Origin of the sequence: Acinetobacter sp. NIPH 817 (assembly GCF_000368405.1) — a bacterium.
Lineage (GTDB): Bacteria > Pseudomonadota > Gammaproteobacteria > Pseudomonadales > Moraxellaceae > Acinetobacter.
The window spans coordinates 2,064,538-2,088,026 of sequence record NZ_KB849420.1; the positions used below are offsets into that span (position 1 = coordinate 2,064,538).

At 37.7% G+C, this 23,489-nt stretch carries 18 protein-coding genes and 2 tRNA genes; 8 read left to right on the forward strand and 12 right to left on the reverse strand.

Features of this window, described 5'->3' with window-relative positions:
• Positions 1–75: 75 nt before the first annotated feature.
• Complete coding sequence (locus F968_RS13425; protein WP_004793872.1) at positions 76–1,164, forward strand: YjgN family protein; 1,089 nt, start codon at positions 76–78, stop codon at positions 1,162–1,164.
• 20 nt (positions 1,165–1,184) lie between these two features.
• The gene (locus tag F968_RS13430) at positions 1,185–2,276 is read left to right on the forward strand and encodes a M48 family metallopeptidase (protein ID WP_004793873.1); all 1,092 of its coding nucleotides are present in this window, start codon (positions 1,185–1,187) and stop codon (positions 2,274–2,276) included.
• Between the two features lie 154 nt (positions 2,277–2,430).
• Here F968_RS13430 and F968_RS13435 read toward each other — a convergent pair whose 3' ends face one another.
• The 6 genes from F968_RS13435 to F968_RS13460 form a co-directional block, all read right to left on the reverse strand.
• Complete coding sequence (locus F968_RS13435; RefSeq protein ID WP_081399669.1) at positions 2,431–2,748, reverse strand: hypothetical protein; 318 nt, start codon at positions 2,746–2,748, stop codon at positions 2,431–2,433.
• 381 nt (positions 2,749–3,129) lie between these two features.
• On the reverse strand, positions 3,130–4,878 hold the full coding sequence (locus F968_RS13440) for an FAD-dependent oxidoreductase (protein ID WP_004793875.1): 1,749 nt from the start codon (positions 4,876–4,878) through the stop codon (positions 3,130–3,132).
• A gap of 355 nt (positions 4,879–5,233) precedes the next feature.
• Positions 5,234–5,578: a DUF3969 family protein gene (locus F968_RS13445; RefSeq protein ID WP_004793876.1), complete on the reverse strand. Its 345-nt coding sequence runs from the start codon at positions 5,576–5,578 to the stop codon at positions 5,234–5,236.
• A 240-nt stretch (positions 5,579–5,818) separates the two neighbouring features.
• A tRNA-Ser gene (locus F968_RS13450) sits at positions 5,819–5,908 on the reverse strand.
• Positions 5,909–5,993: 85 nt separating this feature from the next.
• Entirely contained in the window at positions 5,994–8,024 is a 2,031-nt protein-coding gene (locus F968_RS13455) for an NADPH-dependent 2,4-dienoyl-CoA reductase (protein ID WP_004793877.1), read from the reverse strand.
• A gap of 127 nt (positions 8,025–8,151) precedes the next feature.
• Positions 8,152–8,487, reverse strand: coding sequence for a hypothetical protein (locus F968_RS13460; protein ID WP_004793878.1), 336 nt, complete (start codon positions 8,485–8,487; stop codon positions 8,152–8,154).
• Positions 8,488–8,717: 230 nt separating this feature from the next.
• On the opposite strand from F968_RS13460, the gene argG reads away from it, so the two are divergent.
• Entirely contained in the window at positions 8,718–10,076 is a 1,359-nt protein-coding gene (argG, locus tag F968_RS13465; protein ID WP_081399548.1) for an argininosuccinate synthase, read from the forward strand.
• A gap of 61 nt (positions 10,077–10,137) precedes the next feature.
• On the opposite strand, the gene F968_RS13470 is transcribed toward argG, so the two are convergent.
• Positions 10,138–11,400, reverse strand: a complete 1,263-nt coding sequence (locus F968_RS13470) for a diguanylate cyclase (RefSeq protein ID WP_004793880.1) — start codon at positions 11,398–11,400, stop codon at positions 10,138–10,140.
• A 149-nt stretch (positions 11,401–11,549) separates the two neighbouring features.
• On the opposite strand from F968_RS13470, the gene pyrC reads away from it, so the two are divergent.
• The 5 genes from pyrC (at position 11,550) to F968_RS13495 (ending at position 16,547) form a co-directional block, all read left to right on the forward strand.
• Positions 11,550–12,584, forward strand: coding sequence for a dihydroorotase (gene pyrC / locus F968_RS13475; protein WP_004793881.1), 1,035 nt, complete (start codon positions 11,550–11,552; stop codon positions 12,582–12,584).
• Entirely contained in the window at positions 12,569–13,231 is a 663-nt protein-coding gene (rnt, locus tag F968_RS13480) for a ribonuclease T (protein ID WP_002117536.1), read from the forward strand. The genes pyrC and rnt overlap by 16 nt, the downstream gene beginning before the upstream one ends.
• 18 nt (positions 13,232–13,249) lie before the next feature.
• A tRNA-Glu gene (locus tag F968_RS13485) sits at positions 13,250–13,325 on the forward strand.
• A 185-nt stretch (positions 13,326–13,510) separates the two neighbouring features.
• The gene (locus F968_RS13490) at positions 13,511–15,634 is read left to right on the forward strand and encodes a TonB-dependent siderophore receptor (RefSeq protein ID WP_004793889.1); all 2,124 of its coding nucleotides are present in this window, start codon (positions 13,511–13,513) and stop codon (positions 15,632–15,634) included.
• 229 nt (positions 15,635–15,863) lie between these two features.
• Positions 15,864–16,547 carry a glutathione binding-like protein gene (locus F968_RS13495; RefSeq protein ID WP_004793890.1) on the forward strand — a complete coding sequence of 228 codons (684 nt, stop codon included), beginning with the start codon at positions 15,864–15,866 and terminating at the stop codon, positions 16,545–16,547.
• A gap of 5 nt (positions 16,548–16,552) precedes the next feature.
• Here the strand turns inward: F968_RS13495 and F968_RS13500 are convergent, their stop codons facing one another.
• The 5 genes from F968_RS13500 to F968_RS13520 form a co-directional block, all read right to left on the reverse strand.
• Positions 16,553–17,797, reverse strand: coding sequence for an NADH:flavin oxidoreductase/NADH oxidase family protein (locus tag F968_RS13500; protein ID WP_004793891.1), 1,245 nt, complete (start codon positions 17,795–17,797; stop codon positions 16,553–16,555).
• Between the two features lie 187 nt (positions 17,798–17,984).
• Complete coding sequence (locus F968_RS13505; RefSeq protein WP_081399549.1) at positions 17,985–19,580, reverse strand: ABC transporter ATP-binding protein; 1,596 nt, start codon at positions 19,578–19,580, stop codon at positions 17,985–17,987.
• Positions 19,555–20,565, reverse strand: coding sequence for an ABC transporter permease (locus tag F968_RS13510; RefSeq protein ID WP_004793894.1), 1,011 nt, complete (start codon positions 20,563–20,565; stop codon positions 19,555–19,557). Before F968_RS13510 ends, F968_RS13505 begins: the two co-directional genes overlap by 26 nt.
• The gene (locus F968_RS13515; RefSeq protein WP_004793896.1) at positions 20,565–21,617 is read right to left on the reverse strand and encodes a microcin C ABC transporter permease YejB; all 1,053 of its coding nucleotides are present in this window, start codon (positions 21,615–21,617) and stop codon (positions 20,565–20,567) included. The genes F968_RS13510 and F968_RS13515 overlap by 1 nt, the downstream gene beginning before the upstream one ends.
• Before the next feature lie 31 nt (positions 21,618–21,648).
• On the reverse strand, positions 21,649–23,484 hold the full coding sequence (locus F968_RS13520) for an extracellular solute-binding protein (protein ID WP_034596339.1): 1,836 nt from the start codon (positions 23,482–23,484) through the stop codon (positions 21,649–21,651).
• Between the last annotated feature and the right edge of the window lie 5 nt (positions 23,485–23,489).

Consider the following 23,489-nt stretch of genomic DNA (forward strand, 5'->3'; position numbering starts at 1 on the left):
TATAATGTTCTCAATAGCTTTCTAATTATCTATTACATTCAATCAAGATCATTTAGTTTCAATAAAGAGAATAAAATGCAAGAACAAGCTTTACCCTCATCTCCTCAAGATTTGAATGAGGATCAAAATATTACGTCCCCACCAATTTCTCAATCAGGAATTTATCATTTTAAGTTTCATGGTAAAGCCTCAGAATATTTTGGAATCTGGATCGTTAATATTCTTTTGACTATTATTACTTTAAGCTTATATGCACCGTGGGCTAAAGTTCGTCGCTTACGCTATTTCTATGGCAATACAGAATTTTTTGAACGCCGCTTTGATTTTACCGGGATTCCAACCAAGATTTTGATTGGACGTTTAATTGCATTAGGAATTTACGCAGTATTTGCAATTTCATCACAGTATTCAATAGTTGCGACTGTGGTTGGACTAGTTGCACTATATACAGCAATACCTTGGCTAATTCGCGCTACTTTGCGTTTTACTGCAAGAAATAGTAAGTTCGGCAACGCACGTTTTTATTTTGGTGGAACGATAAAAGAATCTTATAAAGTCTTTCTTTTGAGTATATTGGTATATATTTTCACATTAGGAATCTTTACACCTGTCGCTATTTGGCTATATAAAAAATATTATCTAAACAACTTATATGCTGGACAATTAAATTTTAAATTAAACGCGAAATGGTCTGAATATATGGCTGCAGTTTATATACCAGTTTTTATTGCAATTGGTATAATTGCTATTTTATCAATAATTTACTTTGCTCTTGCAGGAACAATTGCTGGGTTCTCACCGAACGCTTTAGTCTTCGGAATAGTTATGGTATATGCATTTATTGGATTATTTATTTATCCATTAATTGCTGCACGTATTTTTATTACGACATGGAACAATACGACAGTTGGAAACAGTCAATTTAAAACAGACTGTAATCAATGGCGTTTTGCATGGATTGTAGCTTCAAACTGGATTGTAAAAATCTTAACGATAGGTTTAATGTCTGCTTGGGCTGCGGTTCGTATTCACAAATATCAGATTGAATCGATGAGTTTAATTTTATTAGATGATCCAGATCAAATGATGAATCTCGCTCAGCAAGAACAAAGTGCTTTAGCTGAAGAAATCAGTGATATTTTTGATATTGACATCTCTCTATAATAATCTGAGTTTAATAATTTATGTCCCAAGCAGTAGATATCATTTTCTATGATGGCATAGTGTCTAAACCTCACCGTGCTCAGATTTCAGCTCAATCTAAATCTGAAGTTCTCATTCGGTATGGTGAGCAATTAGAACAACAACGCCATTATCAATATACTGATATGAAATTGATTGGTGCGCTGGGACAGTTACACCCAGTGATTGAATTATCTGATGATGCACGGATTGAATTTCATAGTGCATTACCTGAATGGTTTAATTACACAACTAAAAAGGTTCAACATTCAATCTGGAAATTTGAACGCTCTCCAGCTCTTATTCTTTTTAGTGTAATTTTTGTGGTTACTTTTGCGATCAGTCTAGTGAAATGGGGTGTTCCAGCCACATCCCATTATCTTGCTTTTCAATTACCTGAGAATACTTTAAAGAAATTAGGTGATGAAGCCGAGAATTATGTATTAAATAATTGGACTGCACCCAGCCAATTAGCACAAACTCAAAAAGACCAAATTACTAAACAATATTTGAATACTATTGCTGAAAACAGACCAGCCAAATTAGTCTTCCGTAAAGGCGATCATTTAGGGGCAAATGCTGTAGCGCTACCTAATAATACGATTATCGTCACAGATGAACTGATCAAAATGGCACATACTAATCAGGAAATCTTAGGCGTATTAGCCCATGAACAAGGCCATTTGGTTTATCGCCATAGTTTGCAACAAGGGTTAACTAGTTTAGGCTTAAGTATATTATACATTGCAATGACAGGAGATAATTCAGACTTATTTACCTCATTACCTGCTGCTATGATTGGTGCAAATTACTCACGTAAATTTGAGTCCGAAGCCGATCTATATGCTTTACAGCTGATGGATAGGAAGCATATAGAAGTCTCGCATTTCGCAAATTTCTTACAACGTCTAAGCGATACAACAGAAGAAGGTACCGATAAAAAAAATCAGTCCAACCCACCAACTTCTCAAGAAGAATCTTCAGCTAATAAACTATCTACAGCTGTGCTTGATACTTTATCCTCTCATCCTGCAACTGAAGAGCGTATTCGAATGGTTCATGATTTTGAGAAAAAACAACATGCTAAAGATTAAATAGTAGAAAACGAGGATTCATTTCCAAGACACGATGAAATATAAAGTTAAGCTGAAATCTAAATCGGCTTAACTCAATCCAAATTTCCATATGAGTTGCTAAGTACTAAAACTTTTTTAAAGGCACTCAAAATAATTTATAGGCTCACGGAGTCTATCTAGAAAATTTATGGTCTTTAGGAAGTGGAGCATCACATGGTTGATCCGTCTTTACATTGACCATTTTCACAGGCCCATCGTTGTAGATTGTTACCTTACAGCCTTTTACGACATATTCCTGTTGAATGCCACCGTACATTTCGTCCTCAGAAACAGCAGATGCAACATCACACGCCTCGTCAACACGGCATATATCCTCTTGCCCACCTACAGCTTCTGCTCCAGCAGCTTCCATTACATCTACAGCACTCTCCTGTACTTCAGCATCTACAGCCTGTATTTTTGCTGCATATGTATTTGAAAGATTCATCATAAGAAAAATTGTAAGAAAGAACTTACTACTAGGTTTTATTAAATTCATGAATTATCCATATCTCTTAATTTAAATTTGGTACATATCAGGCGATTTTAGTTTGCAAGTTAGTGATGTAAAAGGGCTAGTATTATAAGAAGCTATTCTACTCATAATTATACCTATAGCAGCAATAGTTGACCCGAAAGAATTCTTCAAACAATGACAAGATATTGACCATTATGAGGATGTAATTAAGTACAAAATATAAAATTAAACTGAAATAAAAATCTACCTAACTCAATCCAAATTTTTATATAGGTTTCTAAGCATTAAAACATTCACATAAAAAAGCCTCTGCTTTTAACAGAGGCTTTTCGAATTTGGTGAAGCAGTCAAATACTAATTCAAACTAAGTATTGATGATATGGCTTTGTGCAATTCATTGTCCGCCGATTCAATTTTGTTGCTTTGCCAAGCAATATAGCCGTCTGGTCTGATCATGATGCAAGCATTTTCATCATTACCCCAAGAGTGAGACAGTTCTCCATAAGAGTCTTCAACATCTCTTTTTGGGCCTACCTGTATAACGTTAATATCCAAGTTGAGCTGGTTATTAAGTTTGTCTACAGCACACTTCCATTTGTCACCTTGCAACCAACAGAACAGCGTAAATTTTCCATTTCCGATTAAGTCTAAGGTTGATATTTTTTTATGATTTTTGACTAGCCATACATGAGGGAGTTTATGACCGGGGGTAAATGAAGGATAATAATGAAGATCTTCATCTCTACTAGAATCTATTTTATTTTCAATAGCAGACTCTGCTCCAACAATTGCAGATGAATAATACCGTACGTTAGTTTCTACGCCTAAAGCAGCAAATTCATAAGCTTTATATTCAATTGCAGATCTTAAATCACGACGTTTAACAGCACCTTTTTCATTACTTTCGCTTAAGGCATTTATACTTCCCTGCATCGTCTCTGTACTGTACTTTCCATCTAACTCTAAAGCAGAAAAGATTGTAGAGAATTCTCTAACACTTTGATTTGCTCGCTTAACAATTCGCTCACCAACAGGTGCTCTTTCTTCATTAAAACTGTCTAATAAACCACTACCCGCTTTGCCATTTAATACAAATGCTAATTTCCAACATAAGTTATAAGCGTCTTGTATAGATGAGTTTGAACCTAATCCATTCGAAGGTGGATGACGATGGACAGCATCGCCAATACAGAAAACTCGACCTTTTGAGTATTGCTCTGCATACATTTCATTTACTGTCCATAACGACTTACTACTTATGTTTATTTCAATGTCGTTATCACCAATAAGCTGCTTGCAAATTGCAATCGCCTCATCATCGGTAAGAGATGGTTCTTCTTTTTCAATGTCATACCCCCAAACAATCTGCCATTCATTCCAAGGTCTGACCATACGCAACAACCCTAGGCCAATCCCACCAATGTTTGCTCCAGGTTGTATAATCCACCAGAGGTATCCGGGTCGATGCGAGACGTATTTGGTTAAATCGGCTTTAAAAATAATGCTTATACTGCCACTTTTCCCCATTTTACCAGCCATAGGTAAATCTAAATCTTTTACGACTTGGCTACTTGCACCATCAGCTCCGATTAAATACTTACAACGAATTAAGTATGTTTGTTGAGTTAATTTATCTAAAACAGTGACTGTTACGCCGTTCTCATCTTGTACATGAGATAAATATTCCGTATCAAATCTTGGATGACTCCCTCGTGATGCTGCATTTGAAAGTAAAATAGGTTCAAATAGGTGTTGAGGAAGATCACACTGTTCACAGGGACTCGCTTTAGCATATTCTGACATTCTTTCTGGATGATTCATTCCATAAGGAAAGCGTCCAATTTCATCACCCGTTAAAGATGTGCAATAAACAACATCTCCCATAACTTCTTTTGGTGCTGCTTTTGCGATTACTTCATCAGAGATCCCTAAATCTCGAACAATTTCCATAGTTCTTTGACTGATATAATGAGCACGCGGACTGTTTGCCAGCCATCTATATTTAGTTATTATGATATTTCTAATTCCATAACTACTTAACATAAGTGCAGCAGAAGAACCAGCTGGACCACTCCCAACAATTAAAACATCAGTTTCTAACATTTTTATCCTATTACTTACATTTTCTTGATAGCTAAATAGTTATTACGTGTATTTAAAGTAAATAACCATTTGAATATAATATTGCTTCTAAAAATCAAGTTCAGTTATTAATAAAGTATTCACAACATTAAGCGTAAAACAAAATTTCGCCCTAATTCTTAAATATAAATTATTCCGATACCCCCTATTTACAAAATAATCATAAATACAATCTCTATCCAATAACAGCTATTTATAAATTTTGATAATTCTTTAAACTCTAAAATTATTCGTAAATTTTCAAAGCTCCTAAACTACTTTCTATAGTATCAAGATCTAATAAGGTGTCAGCAATATTTTTTATATTAAATATATCTCAATTATATTTGTTAAATAAATTTTGATCATACCATTTTTCAAACTCAAAACTAGTTTCAGGAAAATTCTTGATCATATCCTCACATTCCTTAAACATTTTTTCTACTTCACTTTTAAAATCAATATTTAACCCCCCAAGATCTTCTAGTTCGGTCCCATTATGAATTATATTAATTAAGTCGATAGAGCAATTATTTTCTTTCAAAAGTCTAAGCATATATGGTGTATACAAAAAATATTCAGCTTCATTTATATCTATATAATTATTTTTCAAAGAGTACAAAACACCTAGATTAATTAGTAAAATTAACTTTTCCAAATCAGTTTTTCCAGATCTACTCATTTTTCTCTCCAACTATTCTTATATTAATCGAAAAATCTTATTAAACTAGCTTTAGTAATAAATGATATGTTCATTTTATATCTAAGTGACTATATTAAATTTTTCTATTTAAAGCCACTTTAAATCCTACAGAATAAGTATAGTAACCTTCAACCTCCAGACTAAATGCTGACGCAACTCAATCAATTTATGCCATAGAAATAAAAAAAGCCCCTGCTTTTAACAGGGGCTTTTCGAATTTGGCGGAAGCGGTGAGATTCGAACTCACGGAGGACTCACACCCTCGTCGGTTTTCAAGACCGGTGCATTAAACCGCTCTGCCACGCTTCCATGTGCGTAAGAATACAAAGCTTATTCATTTTATTCAAGAAAAATATCATCGCTTTGTGTTCAAGTGCATATTGTTTCATCAATTTTACAATCGAGCAGCTAATTCTGCTCCTTCTTTGATCGCACGCTTCGCATCTAGCTCTGCTGCAAGCTTTGCTCCACCAATAATATGGTAGTTCGCTATAGTCGACTCACCTTCTTTTGGCATCAAGTCTTTTACCGACTCTTGACCTGCACACACTACAACCGTGTCTACACGTAAAAGCTGGTCTTGCCCATTGTGCTCAATCCAAAGCCCTTCATCAGTGACTGCTTTATATTGCACACCACGTAGCATACGCACGCCATGCTTTTTAAGCTGTGCACGGTGTACCCAACCTGACGTCTTGCCAAGGCCAATACCTAATGGTGTTGTTTTACGTTGTAATAAATAAATTTCACGGATTGCTGGTTCAACCACTGGTGGCTGCATACCACCTTCAGAAACATAGTTCGGATCTGGGTCTACCCCCCATTCACGTTGCCACTCGGCTAAAGGTTGAGGCTGTGGTTGATGTGGAGGTTTAAGTAAAAACTCAGATACATCAAAACCAATACCGCCAGCACCAATCACTGCTACTTTTTGCCCAACTTCTGCACCTTTTAAAACTTGAGCATAAGAAAGAACTTGTGGTGCAGTGCTTCCTTCAATTTTTAATGCGCGTGGAATTACACCTGTTGCAACAATCACTTCATCAAAACCTTCGCGTTCAAGCTGCTCACGGTTCACGCGAGTATTTAAACGTACATCCACCCCAGTTTTTTCGAGTTGGACTTTGAAGTAGCGAATCGTTTCGTGAAACTCTTCTTTACCCGGTACAACTTTGGCAAAGTTAAACTGACCGCCCACATCTGAAGTTGCCTCAAACAAAGTAACCGCATGACCGCGGCTTGCCGCAACAGTTGCTGCTGACATTCCTGCTACGCCACCGCCTACTACCGCAATACGTTTAGGCTGCTTGGTTTTTAAATAAACCAGTTCAGTTTCATGACCTGCACGCGGGTTCACTAAACACGACACACGCTGATTTTTAAAAGCGTGGTCTAAACATGCTTGGTTACAAGCAATACAGGTATTAATTTCATCAACACGGTTAGTTGCAGTCTTATTTACCCAAAAAGCATCAGCTAATAATGGACGAGCCATTTGAACCATATCTGCTTTCCCTGCTGTCAAAATCTCTTCAGCAGTTTCAGGCATGTTAATACGGTTTGACGCAATAATCGGAATAGAAATATGCTGTTTTACGTGGGCTGTGTAATCGACAAAAGCGGCTCGAGGCACCGACGTTACAATCGTCGGAACACGAGCTTCATGCCAGCCAATGCCGGTATTTAATAAAGTCACACCCGCTTTTTCTAAAGCTTTGGCTACAGTCACCACTTCTTGCATGGTGTTACCATCATGCACAAGGTCGAGTAAAGACAAGCGGAAACAAATAATAAATTTCTCACCAACTTTGGCACGAATCGCTTTTACAACTTCGACTGGAAAACGCATACGGTTTTCAATATCGCCGCCCCAACGGTCTGTACGCTGGTTCACATGGCTACTTAAAAACTGGTTAATTAAATAACCTTCCGAACCCATAATTTCGACACCGTCATAGCCTGCTTTTTTGGCAATGTCAGCACAATGTGCATAGTCATCAATCGTATTTAAAATATTTTTTTCAGAAAGCTGACGGGGTTTAAACGGTGAAATAGGAGATTTAATTGCTGTTGAAGACACAACAAATGGTTGGTAACCATATCGGCCAGCGTGCAAAATCTGCATTAAGATTTTAGAGCCATGTTTATGCACAGCATGTGTAACCAGACGGTGCTGCGGAATATCTGTTAAACCATTCATGGTTCCACCCATTGGCAGGAGCCATCCTTGACGGTTCGGAGAAATACCCCCCGTCACAATCAGGCCAACCCCACCTTTAGCACGCTCTTCAAAATAAGCTGCTAGTTTTGGGTAATTGTAAAAACGGTCTTCAAGCCCCGTATGCATGGATCCCATCACCACACGGTTTTTAATGGTGGTAAAGCCTAAATGTAATGGTTTTAATAAATTGGCGTAACTTGTCATGCTGCGTCCCAATAGTTTTTGCAACTTGTTGCATAGTACTTTAATACTTTTTTTATGTTTTAGGATGACCATGTAAAGAAATTTATCGGGGCTTATGGTCAATCCATTAAAGCCACTCTTATTACTTTTATTTAATGACGCTAAAGAAATCTAGCTCTTTCTCCCATTTATATAATAAAAACAGCATAATTACGCCAAGAATGGTTCCAATAGGAAATGCAAAAAGTAAAAATACCGTTAAGAAAAGTGAAATATATCTAGAATTTTTTGTGCCATCTAAAACTCTTTTAGCAGCATATAGATGAAGCCCAATCACAACCATTTTTCCAATAACTCCACCGAGTAAATAAGTAGAGCTTGAGCCACTGATTGCCATATAATGATAAATCATATAAATCACGTCGAGTACAGTGATTATAGCCACGACATAGTGTGCACGCGATAAGCCAAAATTTTTCTTCATATTTATCCTATTTTCTTTTTAAGTCATTAAAAGTCTTTTCTTATTTGGAATAACAATACTTCATTCCCCCTTCTCATTCTATAAATAGCCTTAGATTTTTTATCAAATCAAAACTTCAAGCCAGAAGGAATGAATTAATGCTTTTTTTGCCAAAAAAAGCACCATGAATAGTGCTACAATAGCCGCCATTCAGAATTCTCGAGACCACCTGTACGGGGTCTTTTTTATAAATGTTAGGATTAGCAATGACTGATAATGCAACTATCTTGCAGCATGTACCAGTAGGCAAAAAAGTTGGGATTGCCTTCTCCGGAGGCCTAGACACTTCAGCTGCTTTATTATGGATGAAACAAAAGGGTGCAGAGCCTTATGCATATACTGCAAACTTAGGCCAGCCTGATGAAGATGACTACGATGCAATTCCAAAGAAAGCAGAACAATACGGCGCTGTAAAAGCTCGATTAATTGACTGCCGCTTACAACTTGCGCTCGAAGGTATTGCTGCAATTCAGTGTGGTGCATTCCATATCAGTACAGGTGGTGTTCCTTATTTCAATACGACTCCATTAGGTCGTGCAGTAACAGGTACAATGTTAGTTACTGCAATGAAAGAAGATGATGTAAACATCTGGGGTGACGGTTCAACTTATAAAGGTAACGATATTGAACGTTTCTATCGTTATGGTTTATTGACCAACCCGAATCTTAAAATTTATAAGCCTTGGTTAGATCAAAACTTCATCGATGAACTCGGTGGCCGTGCAGAAATGTCACAGTTCCTAATCGACAACGGTTTTGACTATAAAATGTCAAAAGAAAAAGCGTATTCAACTGACTCAAACATGTTGGGCGCAACTCACGAAGCAAAAGATCTTGAATACCTAAATGCTGGTATCAAAATCGTTGACCCAATTATGGGTGTTGCTTTCTGGAAAGAAGAAGTTGAAATCAAACCAGAAGAAGTAACTGTACGTTTTGAAGAAGGTGTACCTGTTGCGTTAAACGGTCAAACTTTTAACAATCCAGTTGAGCTTATTCTTGAAGCAAACCGTATTGGTGGTCGTCACGGTTTAGGTATGTCTGACCAAATCGAAAACCGTATTATCGAAGCGAAATCTCGCGGTATTTATGAAGCTCCGGGTATGGCTCTTCTTCATATTGCTTACGAGCGTTTGGTTACTGGTATTCATAACGAAGATACGATCGAACAATACCGCATTAACGGTTTACGTTTAGGTCGTTTACTTTACCAAGGTCGTTGGTTCGACTCTCAAGCGCTTATGTTGCGTGAAACTGCACAGCGTTGGGTTGCTAAAGCTGTTACAGGTGAAGTGACTCTTGAACTTCGTCGTGGTAATGACTACACCATCATGAACACTGAATCTCCAAACTTAACGTACGAAGCTGAACGTTTAACAATGGAAAAAGGCGATTCAATATTCTCGCCTATGGACCGTATTGGTCAGTTGACTATGCGTAACCTCGACATTACCGATACACGTTCAAAACTTGGTATCTATACAGATGCTGGTTTACTTTCAATCGGTCAAGGTTCTGCTATTCCTCAATTAGACAGTAAGAAAAAATAATTTTCTTATCGCGTCAAAAAAGGCCACCTACTAAGGTGGCCTTTTTATTTTTAAAATTCATTCAGGCAATCTCGGCGACTTGTAAAGGCTGATAATAAATTTGGTTACGTCCCAGCTGTTTAGCCCGATATAAAGCTTGATCGGCAGCATGAATTAAATTTTCCTGAGTGACTTTTAAGCCCTCTGTGTAAACAGTAAAACCCAAGCTAATGGTTACATGCGTAGAAACCAAAGATGCAGCATGAGGAATCGCTTGACGCTCAATCGCTTTATAAATATTGGCAGCCACAGCATATGCACCTTGAGCAGGTGTTTTTGGCAAAAGAACCACAAACTCTTCTCCGCCATATCGGGCAACGAAATCCACATGACGAATCGAATTCTTAATTGCAGAGGCAATAGACGAGATGACCTTGTCCCCCATCTGGTGCCCATAAAAATCGTTATAGTTTTTAAAAAAATCGATATCAATAAATAAAACGGCCAATGGACGTTGTTCTTGTTTTGCCCGATAGTAAAAAAAGTCGAACATCTCATCGAAAGTACGTCGATTAGAAATTTTAGTGAGTGCATCTTGCTGACTTAAATGAAGCAACTCAGATGCCTCAATACGTAGAATCTTTTCGTTAAGCTCAGCAAGCTGATTATTTAAAAAAAGGCTTCTTTCTCTAGAAGTAAGCATCGTACTAATTGAAAAACCTAAAATACAGCTACCAAACAATGCACGTCCCAAAGCAATGTAGTCACAATTCGCCTGCAATAAAATTAATGAAGAAAAAACGAAAATTGCTGCTGTTAAACCCACATAAAGCATGTGCAGAGGTTTTATACCGCTTAAAATAAAGCCGAGCATATATAAAAAAGAAAGGAGTAACATCGACTGATTTTTAAGAGCAGTATTTCCTACACTAAGCAGCAACATTGCATTGAAAATAATGGTAAAAAATACAATCCCGCACGCAGCGATGTAAAAATATTCAGTGAGTTTTTTAAACTTGGCAAAAACCCAAAATAGCAGCAGCGCACAAGCAATATTAATTGCACTAAATAAGCAGTAAATAAAGTCCCAAGTAATGTAAGGTACGCCAATCACTAAGTAGTCTGTAGGGAGCGCTAATAAAATAAAAATTAGATAGGTGAGAACGCCACTTGCTAAAAATTTGGAGATATTTTGTTTAGTTCGTTCAAGATTTAAGCACCAGAACTTTTTTTCTAATTGATGAGGCAAAGGTGTATTGGCATAACGATGAGTATGTAAAGTTACCAGATATTCTATTTCTTCTTTTGCTTTGAGTAATTCCTGTACATTTCCCCTATTTACCACTACCCGATTCCTACCTCTTACACATTAACAAAATATAACATTATTTTTTGAGGCCTCTTGCGCTTTATTTTGCCATTTGTCCGTAATTCTCGTTACCATTTTCACACTTTATCGATTATCATTTGTTTTATTTCGAAGTTTGAACTACCTTGGACTCTATTACCCTGCTCCAGCCAGATGACTGGCATGCACATTTACGTGATGGTTTAGCATTAAAACGTACTGTACCTGATTTGGCTAAACAGTTTGCTCGTGCGATCTGTATGCCAAACCTTGTTCCACCAGTAAAGACTGTGGAAGAAGCACTGGCTTACCGTGAACGTATTCTTGCTCATGTTCCAGAGGGTCTCAATTTTGACCCGCGTATGGTGCTTTATTTTACTGACTTCACCTCACCAGACGAAGTTCGTAAAATTAAAGAATCTGGACATGTAAATGCAATTAAACTTTATCCAGCGGGCGCAACCACCAACTCTGATAATGGTGTGAGTGATATCCGTAAGGTTTATGCAGTTATTGAACAATTAGAAGAACATCAAGTTCCATTATTACTTCATGGTGAAGTAACTCATAACCATGTCGATATTTTTGACCGTGAAAAACGTTTCCTTGACGAAGTACTCAACCCACTCTTAAAACAGTTTCCAAAACTTAAAGTGGTACTTGAGCACATTACAACAAGCGATGCGGCTCATTTTGTTTTAGAGCATGACCGTAATGTTGCTGCAACAATCACTCCTCAGCATTTATTATTTAACCGTAATGATATGTTAGTCGGTGGCATTAAACCGCATTTTTACTGTTTGCCAATTTTAAAGCGCCAAACACATCAAACAACTTTGCTTGAAGTTGCAACGAGTGGTAACCCTAAATTTTTCTTGGGTACAGATAGCGCTCCTCACTCACAAAATGCAAAAGAAAATGCGTGTGGCTGTGCGGGCTGTTATAGTGCACCTAATGCAATTGAGCTTTATGCCCAAGCATTTGACCAAGTGGGTAAACTAGAGCGCTTAGAAGGTTTTGCTAGCCATTTTGGTGCGGACTTCTACGGTCTACCACGTAATACTTCTACCATTACTTTGGTAAAAGAAGATAACCTTGTCCCAGAATCTTTTGATTATTTAGATGATCAAAAAATTATCCCGCTGCATGCCGGGAAAACGCTGCAATGGAGAAAAGTGTGACACAAGAAACCTCTGTCCCGGTCATTGGCCAACGTTTTCGTGGCTTCTTACCTGTTGTTGTTGACGTTGAAACGGCAGGTTTTAATGCCCAGACAGATGCATTGCTAGAAATTGCGTGCATTCCAATTGTGTATGATGCTCAGGGACAATTTGTCCCTGGTCCAGCATTTCATGCGCACATTAACCCGTTTGAAGGGGCTAACCTCGACCGCCGTTCGCTAGACTTTATTGGTATTGATCCATTTAATCCAATGCGTATAGCAATGGCTGAAGATGAGCGGACTGCATTACGCCGTATTTTTAAATCAGTCAATGAAGTTCGCAAACAGCAACACTGTACACATGCAGTATTGGTCGGTCATAACGCCCATTTCGATCTTGGTTTTGTTCAAGCTGCAATTGCGCGTACAAGCACAAAAAACCAGAACCCTTTTCATAGTTTTTCAGTCATGGATACAGTTACTTTAAGTGCTGTTATGTTTGGACAAACCGTCCTTGCTAAAGCCTGCATTCAAGCTGGAATTGAGTTCGATGGTAAAGAAGCACACTCTGCTTTATACGATACTCAGAAGACTGCTGAACTGTTTTGCTATATTTTGAACAAACTGTCTCCTTACCTACTTGACAGTTTGGTGGCGGCTTCTTAAGATACCGCCATCCTCAACGTCCCTATCGTCTAGAGGCCTAGGACATCGCCCTTTCACGGCGGTAACCGGGGTTCGAATCCCCGTAGGGACGCCATTATTCTATTCTTATAAAATTTCTTTTTATTTTCTTAACATTCTATTTAATTGCTTTAACCTCTCTTATTTCCAAATAAAATACATTTGTATTTAAATATCACTGATCCAGTATTTCCTTTACATAGATTTACAATATAATAATTCTTATTTTTATACTGATATTTATTATCAACAAGGTTTTAAATGGATCTTAAGCTTCGTCTCATCTCCCTGAGCATTGCTCAACTATGTTGTATATCAAGTGCGTTCGCAGAAACAGATCAATCTTCAACTACGCTTGCTACCATTAAAATTAAAGCCCAACAGGCCGATGACCAAGCTTATAAGGTAGATAATTCGAGTAGCGCAACACGTAGCGAAGTCGCATTAAAAGATACACCGCAATCTGTCAGTGTGGTGACTCAAAAAGTAATTGAAGATATTGGAGCTACACGCTTAATTGAAGCACTTGATTTAGCTGGCGGTGTTACTCGTGCTAATAACTTTGGCGGTCAAGGCTTAACGGGGTTTAACCTTCGTGGTTTCACCAGCGGTGAGTTTTATCGTAACGGATTCCCAATTAACCGAGGTTATCCGAACGCTCCAGATAGCAACACGATTGAACGCGTAGACGTTTTACGTGGCCCCTCATCTAGCTTGTATGGCCGTGGTGACCCGGGTGGTACGTTTAACTTAATTTCTAAAACACCAAAGTCTGAGCAACAAACCACTTTGGGCGCACAGCTTAACAGTGAAGGTTTATACCGCACCACTGTAGACACGACAGGAACTATACCTAATGCAGAAAATATTGGTTATCGCCTCAATGTGATCGCAGAAGGTGGTGATAGTTATCGTGACCACGTTGAATCTAAACGTTATGGAATTGCACCAGTCATTCAATGGCAAGCTTCCGACACAACAAAAGTTACTTTTGAAGCCGATATTTTAAGAAATCAGCATCCGCTTGATCGTGGACAAACACGTTATGCAGGTCAGAAGTCTTTTAATAGCTCACCAGAAACCTATTTATGGGAAACAGGTAAATACAACAACCGGCTTTACAATGATAACAATATGACTCAATTACGAGTTGAACACGACCTTGGAAATGAATGGAAGCTGAATGCTGGCGTGCAATATTTAAATGGAAAATTGTATGGCTATGCGGTAGAAGGAAGCGGTGTTAATAAAAATGATATAGAAAAAATTAACAGAAATTACAGCTATCGAGAATTAAAGTGGCAAGATACTGATGCGCAGATCAATCTAACAGGTAATTTCCAACTTTTAGGTTTAACACATACCTTAGTGACTGGGCTTGAATATGAAAATTATGACTATAAGTCATACATTATTCGTTCAGACCCAAATTCAAACAACTATCCTATTAATATCTATGACCCAGTTCTAGGACAGCCTTTACCTGAACTTAATAGCGTGGCAACACATGACCGTGAAAATTTAAAAACCACGGCCGTTTTTGTACAAGACCAAATCGATTTAAATGAACGTTTAAGTGCTTTATTGGGTTTACGCTTTGAGCACTATGAGCATGACTATAAAAACCTATTACCAAATACTGCAAACTGGAATACTAGTCATGATGCCTTTATTCCTCGTTTAGGGTTAGTTTTTAAAGCCCGTAATGATCTTTCCATCTACAGTAATGCTGCAAAATCATTTAAACCAAACACTGGTGCTAGTCATAGTGGTCAAGGTTTTGACCCAGAAGAAGGCCTAGCTTACGAGTTAGGCTTTAAATGGCAAGCGCTAGACAATATGTTGTCGGTTGACTCTGCTATTTTTTATGCAGAGAAAGAAAATGTCTTAACGGATGATCCTTTATACCCAAATCAAAATAAAAAAGTTGCTGCTGGTGAAGTTCGTAGTCGTGGTATTGAACTAAATATTTCAGGGCAAATTACACCTGCTTGGAAAATTATTGGTGGATACGCATATACAGATGCGGAAGTGACTAAAGACAACACTTTGCAAAAAGGAACGTCTTTAGCCAATATTCCAAAGAACAGTTTTAATCTTTTAAATATTTATGAATTTCAGGGTGGAGCTTTACAAGGTTTAGGTCTAGGAATTAATCAAAAATATATTGATAAGCGTGCAGGACAAACAGCCAATAGTACTTACACCATGAAAGGTTATGCAGTTACAGATTTGGTTTCTTATTATCAAGCAACACCAAAACTTCGTCTTAACTTAGATCTGAAAAATATTTTTGACAAAGTTTATGATGAAAGTGCTTTCAATTTATATGCTTATCCGGGCGAACCACGTACCGTTCAGTTTGGTATGAGCTATACGTTCTAAACTGAACTATAAAGACATCTGATATACGGTATCCTCTTCAAGACGACAAACTTGTAGGTCAGATCTCGTTAGGGATATCAAACACTAAAAAGCCACTCTATTTTTAATGGCAGTGGCTTTTTATTAAACTACTTTTATATAAAAATATAATTTACTGATTTATAAATATTTTTATAATTAAATTATGTTCTATACTTAACATAGATCAAAACTATAATTTAGACATGACATGCAAATTCGATTATTTCACTTAAAAAATTCGCGCTCTCAACGCATCATTTGGTTTTTAGAAGAATTAGAACTCAACTATGAGCTCACTATTAAAGATCATTCAGTTATAAGCAAAGATAAAAACTCACCTCATCAATTATCAAAATTTCCAACTATCGAAATTATTGAACAAGAAAAGACTTCAGTCTTAGCTGAAACCTCAGCAATTTTAGATTACCTATCTCATTTACACCCACAATTGGGACCAAACAGCCTATCAAGCCAACAACTCCTAAATTTTTATTATTGGAAAAATTATTGTGAGGCAACATTCATTCCCGATTTAGTACTCAAACAAATCTTTCACCAAATTGCACAACGTACACCTTTTCCAATCCGTTTCATTCCTAAATTTTTAAAATATGGATTCGATCAAGGCTATCTCAATCAATCGTTACAACGACAAATGAAAATGATTGATGAACATTTAGAGCAACATGCGTGGTTTGCTGGAGATCAGTTTACTATTGCTGATATTTTGATGTGGTTTCCATTACTGGCTTGCTCACAAAATTACAGTCAGTTTAAACATATAAACCGTTATCTTGCCCAAATAGAAAACAGACCTGCCCTTAACAATGCTTTAATTAAAGGCCAATGGTCTGCTTCTACATTTAACGCTTACTGGACGACTGCATGGTAATGAAATTATGCAGACTTACGCGAATTCACTTGTCCTTGAATCACCGCTTTAATATTGCCTTTGGCATAATTCAAAAACACCACCAGTGGTGAAAGTTTTGGATTTGGTTTTTTACCCTTGCCAATGGTTTTAAATTGAGCGGCATACCAAATAATTTCCATAATTGCCATTTTATCGACAAAAGGTAAACCTGTTTTAATGGGTTTTACGGCATAACGCACGTCTTGCCCTGCAATTAAACGTTCTGTTAAATCGGTTTCTACCGCAAATGGGCGAGCAATACCAATAAAGTCACATGCGCCACTTGCGAGTGCAGCATTCATGCCCTCTACAGTACGGAACCCACCTGTCACCATGAGCTTACATTTAACATGCTGGCGGATTTTCTCAGCAAAATCTAAAAAGTATGCTTCACGCGCAATCGTACTTGCTTTACGTTTATCCGCCTTAGCTCCAGCCATTGCTGGTGCCTCGTAAGTACCGCCTGAAATTTCAATTAAATCGATACCAGCTTCATCTACTGCTTTAAACACTGAAATCACATCTTCTTCGCTAATACCGCCACGCTGAAAGTCAGCCGAGTTAAGCTTCACGGAAATAATAAAATTTTCTGAGGTTGCTTCACGTACCGCTTTATAAACCTCTAATAAAAAACGGCTACGATTTTCAACTGAACCGCCCCATTGATCTGTACGCTTATTAGTTAATGGTGATAAAAACTGACTAATTAAATAACCATGTGCGCCGTGCAATTGCACGCCTTCGAAACCTGCTTTTTCACAGATCTGAGCTGCTTTCGCAAAACGATTAATAATATCTAGAATTTCATCATGAGTAAGTTCACGTGGCGTTCCAAACATGGTTGCTAAAGCTGGGCTAAAAGGTACTGCCGATGGCGCCACGGTTTCTTTATTTAAACCTTTTGGACACTGGCGGCCTGGGTGTGACAATTGAATTAACTGCACCATGCCATATTTTTTACCTAAGGCCGCCCACTCTTTTAAGCGATCTAGGTCACGTTCAGTTTCAATAACCACAACACCCGGTTCATTTTTTGCTCCAGCATTTACCATGACATTGCCCGTAATGGCACAGCCAAGTTCACCTTTTGCCCAAGCACCATATAAGCCCAAATGTAAATCATTTGGTTGGCCTTCATAATTTGCAAGCGCCTCACTCATCGCACCTTTAATAATGCGGTTTTTAAAGGTGGTATTACGAATTGTGATGGGTTGAGCAATCTGGTTCATGGTTAACCTCTTTTTTTGAATTATAGAGTAATTACTCTAATTTAAATGAGTTATTGAGCGTGTCAAGACATAATCGATAACTGACAATAGCACATGTCAATTTTAAAGAATATAAAAATATGCAACTTTTTGCATAAGTCAAAAATTAAATTTATTCTATTAAAAAACAAATGATTAAAATAAAATCTTAAAAAGATGCTCTAATTAACTGTCTAGTATATTCAGTTTGAGGCTTAGAAAATAGAAGTTCAGTTTCCTGATATTCAACAACTTTGGCATGACGTAATACCATCACTTTATGGCACAGGGCTTTCACTATATTAAGATCATGACTAATAAAAATATAACTTAACTGCTCGGTTTGCTGTAATTGTCTCAACAACTTGATTATAGCTTTTTGCGTGGTCCGATCTAAGGCCGATGTAGGTTCATCCAAAATTAAAAGTTTCGGCTGAACCACTAAAGCTCTGGCTAAGGCGACACGTTGACGTTGCCCGCCTGAAAGTTCATGAGGATAACGATGTTGAAAATCTTCAGCCAATTCAACTTTTACCAAAGCAGATTCAACTTGCTGGGTTACCTCTTTTTCATTCATAGCTTTTAACTTTAACCCTTCAGCAATAATCTGCCCCACAGTCATACGCGGGTTTAAACTGCCAAATGGGTCTTGGAATACAAGTTGAAAATCTGATCTCATCAACCGTAGCACTTTTGGCTGTAACTGATTCAAATCTTGCTCTAAAAAAACAATTTGCCCTTTACTCTTAACAAGCTGAACCAAAGCCAGACCTAAAGAAGATTTACCCGCACCACTTTCACCAACTACCCCAAGCGATTCACCTTGAGCAAGATCGAAACTCAAATCTTCTATTGCAGTAAAATACCCTTGAATGCGATTTAAAATTCCTTTTCTTATAGGAAATTGCACGCTGAGCTTTCGAACTGATAAAACATTCTGTTGAGCGGGTCTAGACTCTACACTTCCAAAATCATGATCTAATAACTGTGCTGTATAAGCTGTTTTAGGATTTGTAAAAATTTGGCTCAGTTCACCTTGCTCTACTACACGCCCACTTTGTAATACAATTAGTTTCTCAGCATAGCGATGTACTAAATTTAGATCATGGCTAATTAAAATAAGTGCCATTCCATATTTTGCTTGTAAAGATTTTAATAGCTCTAAAATTTGTATCTGTAAGACCACATCCAACGCAGTCGTAGGTTCATCAGCAATCAAAATTTTAGGCTGAAGCGCCAATGTCATCGCAATCATGACACGTTGTTTTTGTCCACCAGAGAGCTCATGTGGATAGCGTTTTAAAATTTGTTCTGGTTCAACAATTCCCACATCTTTTAGCAGCTCAACTATTTGTTGTCGAACTTCAAGTTTTGAAAAACCTGATAAAAGAAGGTTTTCTCCTACAATTTTTTCAACCCGATGTAGCGGATTTAAGGCAGTAGCAGGCTCCTGAAAAATCATTGCGATTTGTCGACCACGTAAATTTGATTGAGCTCTTTCATCTAACTCAAGCATGTTTTGTGAGCCAATCCAGACCTGACCTGTTATTTCTAATTTTTCTTGTAGCAACCCCATTATTGCTAAACAGCTCATCGATTTACCTGAACCGCTCTCGCCAACAATAGCGAGTGTTTCCCCTTCACTTAAGTGGAAATTCAGGTCATCCAATAAAACCTTGTGAGCTTTGGTTTGAACTGAAAGATGTTCTACCTTCAATAACGTTGAGGCGATATTTAAATTATTTTCTTGGGTCAAACGCATCACGGGCTGCCTCCCCAATATAAATTAAAAGTGAAAGAACGATAGCCAGACTAAAAAAGCCCGAAATTGCTAGCCATGGCGCATCTAAATTATTTTTACCTTGTAACAATAACTCGCCTAAAGAGGCTGCATCGGGTGGCAGGCCATACCCTAAAAAATCAAGAGCAGTTAAAGCACTAATATTAGTTGTTAAAATAAATGGCAATTGAGACAAACTCGAGCTCATCGCATTTGGCAAAATATGCCTAAAAATAATAGCGCGATCAGTCACTCCCAAAACTTGGGCTGAACGAACATAATCTAGCTGGCGAGCTTTCAAAAACTCTGCTCTAACGATGCCCACCAAAATGGTCCAGCCGAAAAACAACATAATGAAAAATAACCAATATACATTTGGCACAAACATACTGACTAAAATCATGACCATAAAAAGCATGGGTAAGCCATTCCAGACCTCAACCAAACGTTGTCCTAATAAATCTACCCAACCGCCATAGTAACCTTGAATGGCACCTACGGTAATTCCAAATAAAGCGGAACAAAAGGTTAAGGCTAAACCAAAAAGCAACGACACTCTTAAGCCATAAAGAATACGAGCAAAAACATCTCTGCCCTGATCATCTGTTCCTAACCAGTTTTGTTTGGAGGGTGGTGACGGCACAGGAACGGCCAAGTCTAAATTGGGCGTTTGATATGAAAACTTAACGAGTGGCCAAACTGCCCACCCCTTAGTCTCAATAAGCGCTTGTACAGCAGGGTCTTTATAATCAGCCTCTGTTTCAAAAACCCCACCAAACGCCGTTTCAGGATAAGTTTTAAACACTGGCAAATAGTAAGAATCTTCATACTTCACTAACAGTGGTTTATCGTTAGCAATTAACTCCGCAGCTAAGGATAAGACCAAAATCAGACTAAATAAAATAAAGCTGGCCCAGCCCAATTTATGCTGCCTAAAACGCTGTAATCGAGTACGCACAATTAAAGACATTATTTGCTTCCTTGTGCATCAAAGTGAATTCGAGGATCAATCCATTGGTACAGCACATCACAAATGAGACGTAAAATTAGGCTAAATAAAGTAAAGAAAAATAAAACCCCAAAAATAACAGGATAATCACGCTGAACAATTGCTTCAAAGCCCAACAACCCCACCCCATCTAAATGAAAAATAATTTCTACAAACAGGTTACCTACAAAGAAAATGCCCGCTAACACTTCTGGTAATCCTGCGAGCACAACTAAAATGGCATTACGAAATACATGCTTATATAAGACCTGTTGGCCATTCAATCCTTTTGCATAGGCTGCCAAAACATAGGGTTTATTGAGTTCTTCTAAAAATGAGTATTTAGTTAAATAGGTTAAACTGGCAAAACCGCCTAATACCATGGTAATCAGTGGCAAAGTCATATGCCATAAATAATCGGCAACTTTGCCCCAAAGACTAAGTTGATTAAAGTTATCCGATACTAAATTTTGTAATGGAAACCATTGGAAATAAGAGCCGCCCGCAAAAAAAACAACTAACAGAATGGCAAATACAAAACTTGGTACAGCATATCCCACCACAAGAACTAATGAGGTGGACCGATCGAACCACGAACCTTGTTGTCTTGCCTTCTTAATTCCCAGCGGAATAGAAATTAAATAAATCAGAAAAGTGCTCACCAGCCCAAGCGAAATCGAAACAGGTATTTTTTCCCACAACAATTCCACGACTGGTTTATCTTTAAAGAAGCTTTGTCCAAAATCTAAAGTTAAATAGCCTTTTAACATTAGAAAAAATCGTTCAGGGGCAGAACGATCAAAGCCGTACTGAGCCTTAATTTGCTCAACCATTTCAGGGCTTAAACCTTGAGCACCTTGATAATAAGTTTCTGCACTCAATGCACGACCAATTCCCAAATCGCTTTGTGCCTGATGTATTGCTTGCTCAACTGGCCCACCCGGTGCAATTTGCACAACCACAAAGTTAATCAATAAAATGGCAAGCAATGTGGGAATCATTAAAAGAAGTCGCTTGAGAATATATGAACCCATACAACAGGATTTCCTTTATGGCAGGTGCGTTTTATTGTTGATGTAAATATTTGGCAACTTTTTTGGCTTTATTTGCATCACTCCACCAATATTCTATCCCAGAAGAAAGTGCTGGTTTAACTTTAGGTTGTTGATACATATTCCAATAAGCATACCAGTTTTCACCTTTACCATAGGTCGGAATTTGATAATAACCAGCTCTAAGCAACCGATCGAGAATGCGAGTATAAATAATCTGTTGTTCACGGCTTTTACTTGCAACAAGTTTAGAAATCACTTGATCAATTACGGGGTTGCGAATACCTGAATAATTATAATTTCCATCCTGCGCTGCGGCGATACTTCCCCAAAACTGAGTTTGTTCATTGCCTGGGTTGAGAGATTGCGGCAGATTCATTGTGGTCATATCAAAATCGTAACGACGAGTCCTTTCTAAATATTGCGGAGCATCGACCTGACGCAAATTAACTGCAATGCCTAACTTTTTTAGGTTACGAATAAAAGGTAAAAGTGTTCGTTGTTTACCATCTTGCTGAATTAAAAACTCAAGCTGAACTTTTTTTCCTTCTGGTGTAAATAGTTGCCCTTCTTTAACTTTATAGCCAGCCTGTATGAGTAATTGCCGTGCAGTTAACAAGTTCTGACGATTGAACCCACTTGCATCCGACACTGGATATTTCCAGTTTGCTAAAACACCTTGTTGCATGAGTGGAGATAACTTAGGCAATAATGGTTTTAACAAGTCTAATTCAGTTTTTGAAGGTCGACCTGTTGCTGCTAATTCACTATTTTCAAAATAACTTTGAAGACGTTGATATTGACCATAAAACAAAGCTTTATTTTGCCATTCAAAGTCATAGGTATAGGTTAAGGCTTGTCTAAAACGAATATCATTTAAAGGTTTTCGCCTAGTGTTAAACACATAGCTTTCAGTGGCAATCGGGTTATGGTGACGAAATTTATATTGAGTAACCAGCCCTTCTTTTACGGCAGGAAAACGATAATCTGTTACCCATTTTTTAGGATTAGTTTCTTCATGCAAAGTGTATTGCCCAGATTTAAATCCTTCAAAAGCAATATCCCAATTTCGATAATAGACATATTTTAATCGGTCAAAATTATAACGTCCCTTGTTAATAGGCAAATCTTTTGCCCAATAATTTGGGTTTCTTTTATAACTAATGCTTCTACCTGCATCAACTCGTTCAACTACATATGGCCCCGAACCAATAATCGGTTGTAGGGTAATTCGGCTAAAATCTCTTCTTTGCCAATCTGCTTTTGAATAAATCGGTAATGTTGCCAAAATAAATGGCATTTTAGGATTATGGGTAGACTTAAAACTAAACTTTACCTGATGGGTGTTTATTACTTCTGTTTTTGCCAAATCAGCAAGGTACATCTGTAAACCTAAATTGGACTTCTTCTGATAGGCATCAAAACTAAATTTAACATCTGCCGCAGTGACTGGCTGTCCATTACTAAAACGCGCCTTTGGGTTTAAATAGAAAGTAACAGACTGCGTTTTTTCTGGGTCATAACTCACTTTCTCGGCTAAAAGCGGATATAAAACTCCGACCTCATCTAGCGACTGGGTCATTAAAGTATCAAAAAGATAATTAACGCCCTCTGTAGCATTCCCCTTACCATTCATACTATTGAGGTTATCAAAAGTTCCTTGAGCGGCCTGACTTAACAGACCACCTTTAGGAGCATTCGGGTTTGCATATGGCATAGCCATCATTCCTAAATATTTAGGCTTGGAATGAATCGCTATATATGAGGTGGTTTGCTGTGCAGAAAAAACTGCATGCGAAATGACACTGAGCCCGACTAGCAGGCTCAGTTGAAAAGATGATTTATGCATAAGTT

Excerpts from the sequence above, each read along its gene's own strand:
- F968_RS13425 (WP_004793872.1), top strand. The coding sequence starts at position 76 with ATGCAAGAACAAGCTTTACCCTCATCTCCTCAAGATTTGAATGAGGAT.
- F968_RS13430 (WP_004793873.1), top strand. The coding sequence starts at position 1,185 with ATGTCCCAAGCAGTAGATATCATTTTCTATGATGGCATAGTGTCTAAA.
- F968_RS13435 (WP_081399669.1), bottom strand. The coding sequence starts at position 2,748 with ATGATGAATCTTTCAAATACATATGCAGCAAAAATACAGGCTGTAGAT.
- F968_RS13440 (WP_004793875.1), bottom strand. The coding sequence starts at position 4,878 with ATGTTAGAAACTGATGTTTTAATTGTTGGGAGTGGTCCAGCTGGTTCT.
- F968_RS13445 (WP_004793876.1), bottom strand. The coding sequence starts at position 5,578 with ATGAGTAGATCTGGAAAAACTGATTTGGAAAAGTTAATTTTACTAATT.
- F968_RS13455 (WP_004793877.1), bottom strand. The coding sequence starts at position 8,024 with ATGACAAGTTACGCCAATTTATTAAAACCATTACATTTAGGCTTTACC.
- F968_RS13460 (WP_004793878.1), bottom strand. The coding sequence starts at position 8,487 with ATGAAGAAAAATTTTGGCTTATCGCGTGCACACTATGTCGTGGCTATA.
- argG (WP_081399548.1), top strand. The coding sequence starts at position 8,718 with ATGTTAGGATTAGCAATGACTGATAATGCAACTATCTTGCAGCATGTA.
- rnt (WP_002117536.1), top strand. The coding sequence starts at position 12,569 with ATGGAGAAAAGTGTGACACAAGAAACCTCTGTCCCGGTCATTGGCCAA.
- F968_RS13490 (WP_004793889.1), top strand. The coding sequence starts at position 13,511 with ATGGATCTTAAGCTTCGTCTCATCTCCCTGAGCATTGCTCAACTATGT.
- F968_RS13495 (WP_004793890.1), top strand. The coding sequence starts at position 15,864 with ATGCAAATTCGATTATTTCACTTAAAAAATTCGCGCTCTCAACGCATC.
- F968_RS13500 (WP_004793891.1), bottom strand. The coding sequence starts at position 17,797 with ATGAACCAGATTGCTCAACCCATCACAATTCGTAATACCACCTTTAAA.
- F968_RS13510 (WP_004793894.1), bottom strand. The coding sequence starts at position 20,565 with ATGTCTTTAATTGTGCGTACTCGATTACAGCGTTTTAGGCAGCATAAA.
- F968_RS13515 (WP_004793896.1), bottom strand. The coding sequence starts at position 21,617 with ATGGGTTCATATATTCTCAAGCGACTTCTTTTAATGATTCCCACATTG.
- F968_RS13520 (WP_034596339.1), bottom strand. The coding sequence starts at position 23,484 with ATGCATAAATCATCTTTTCAACTGAGCCTGCTAGTCGGGCTCAGTGTC.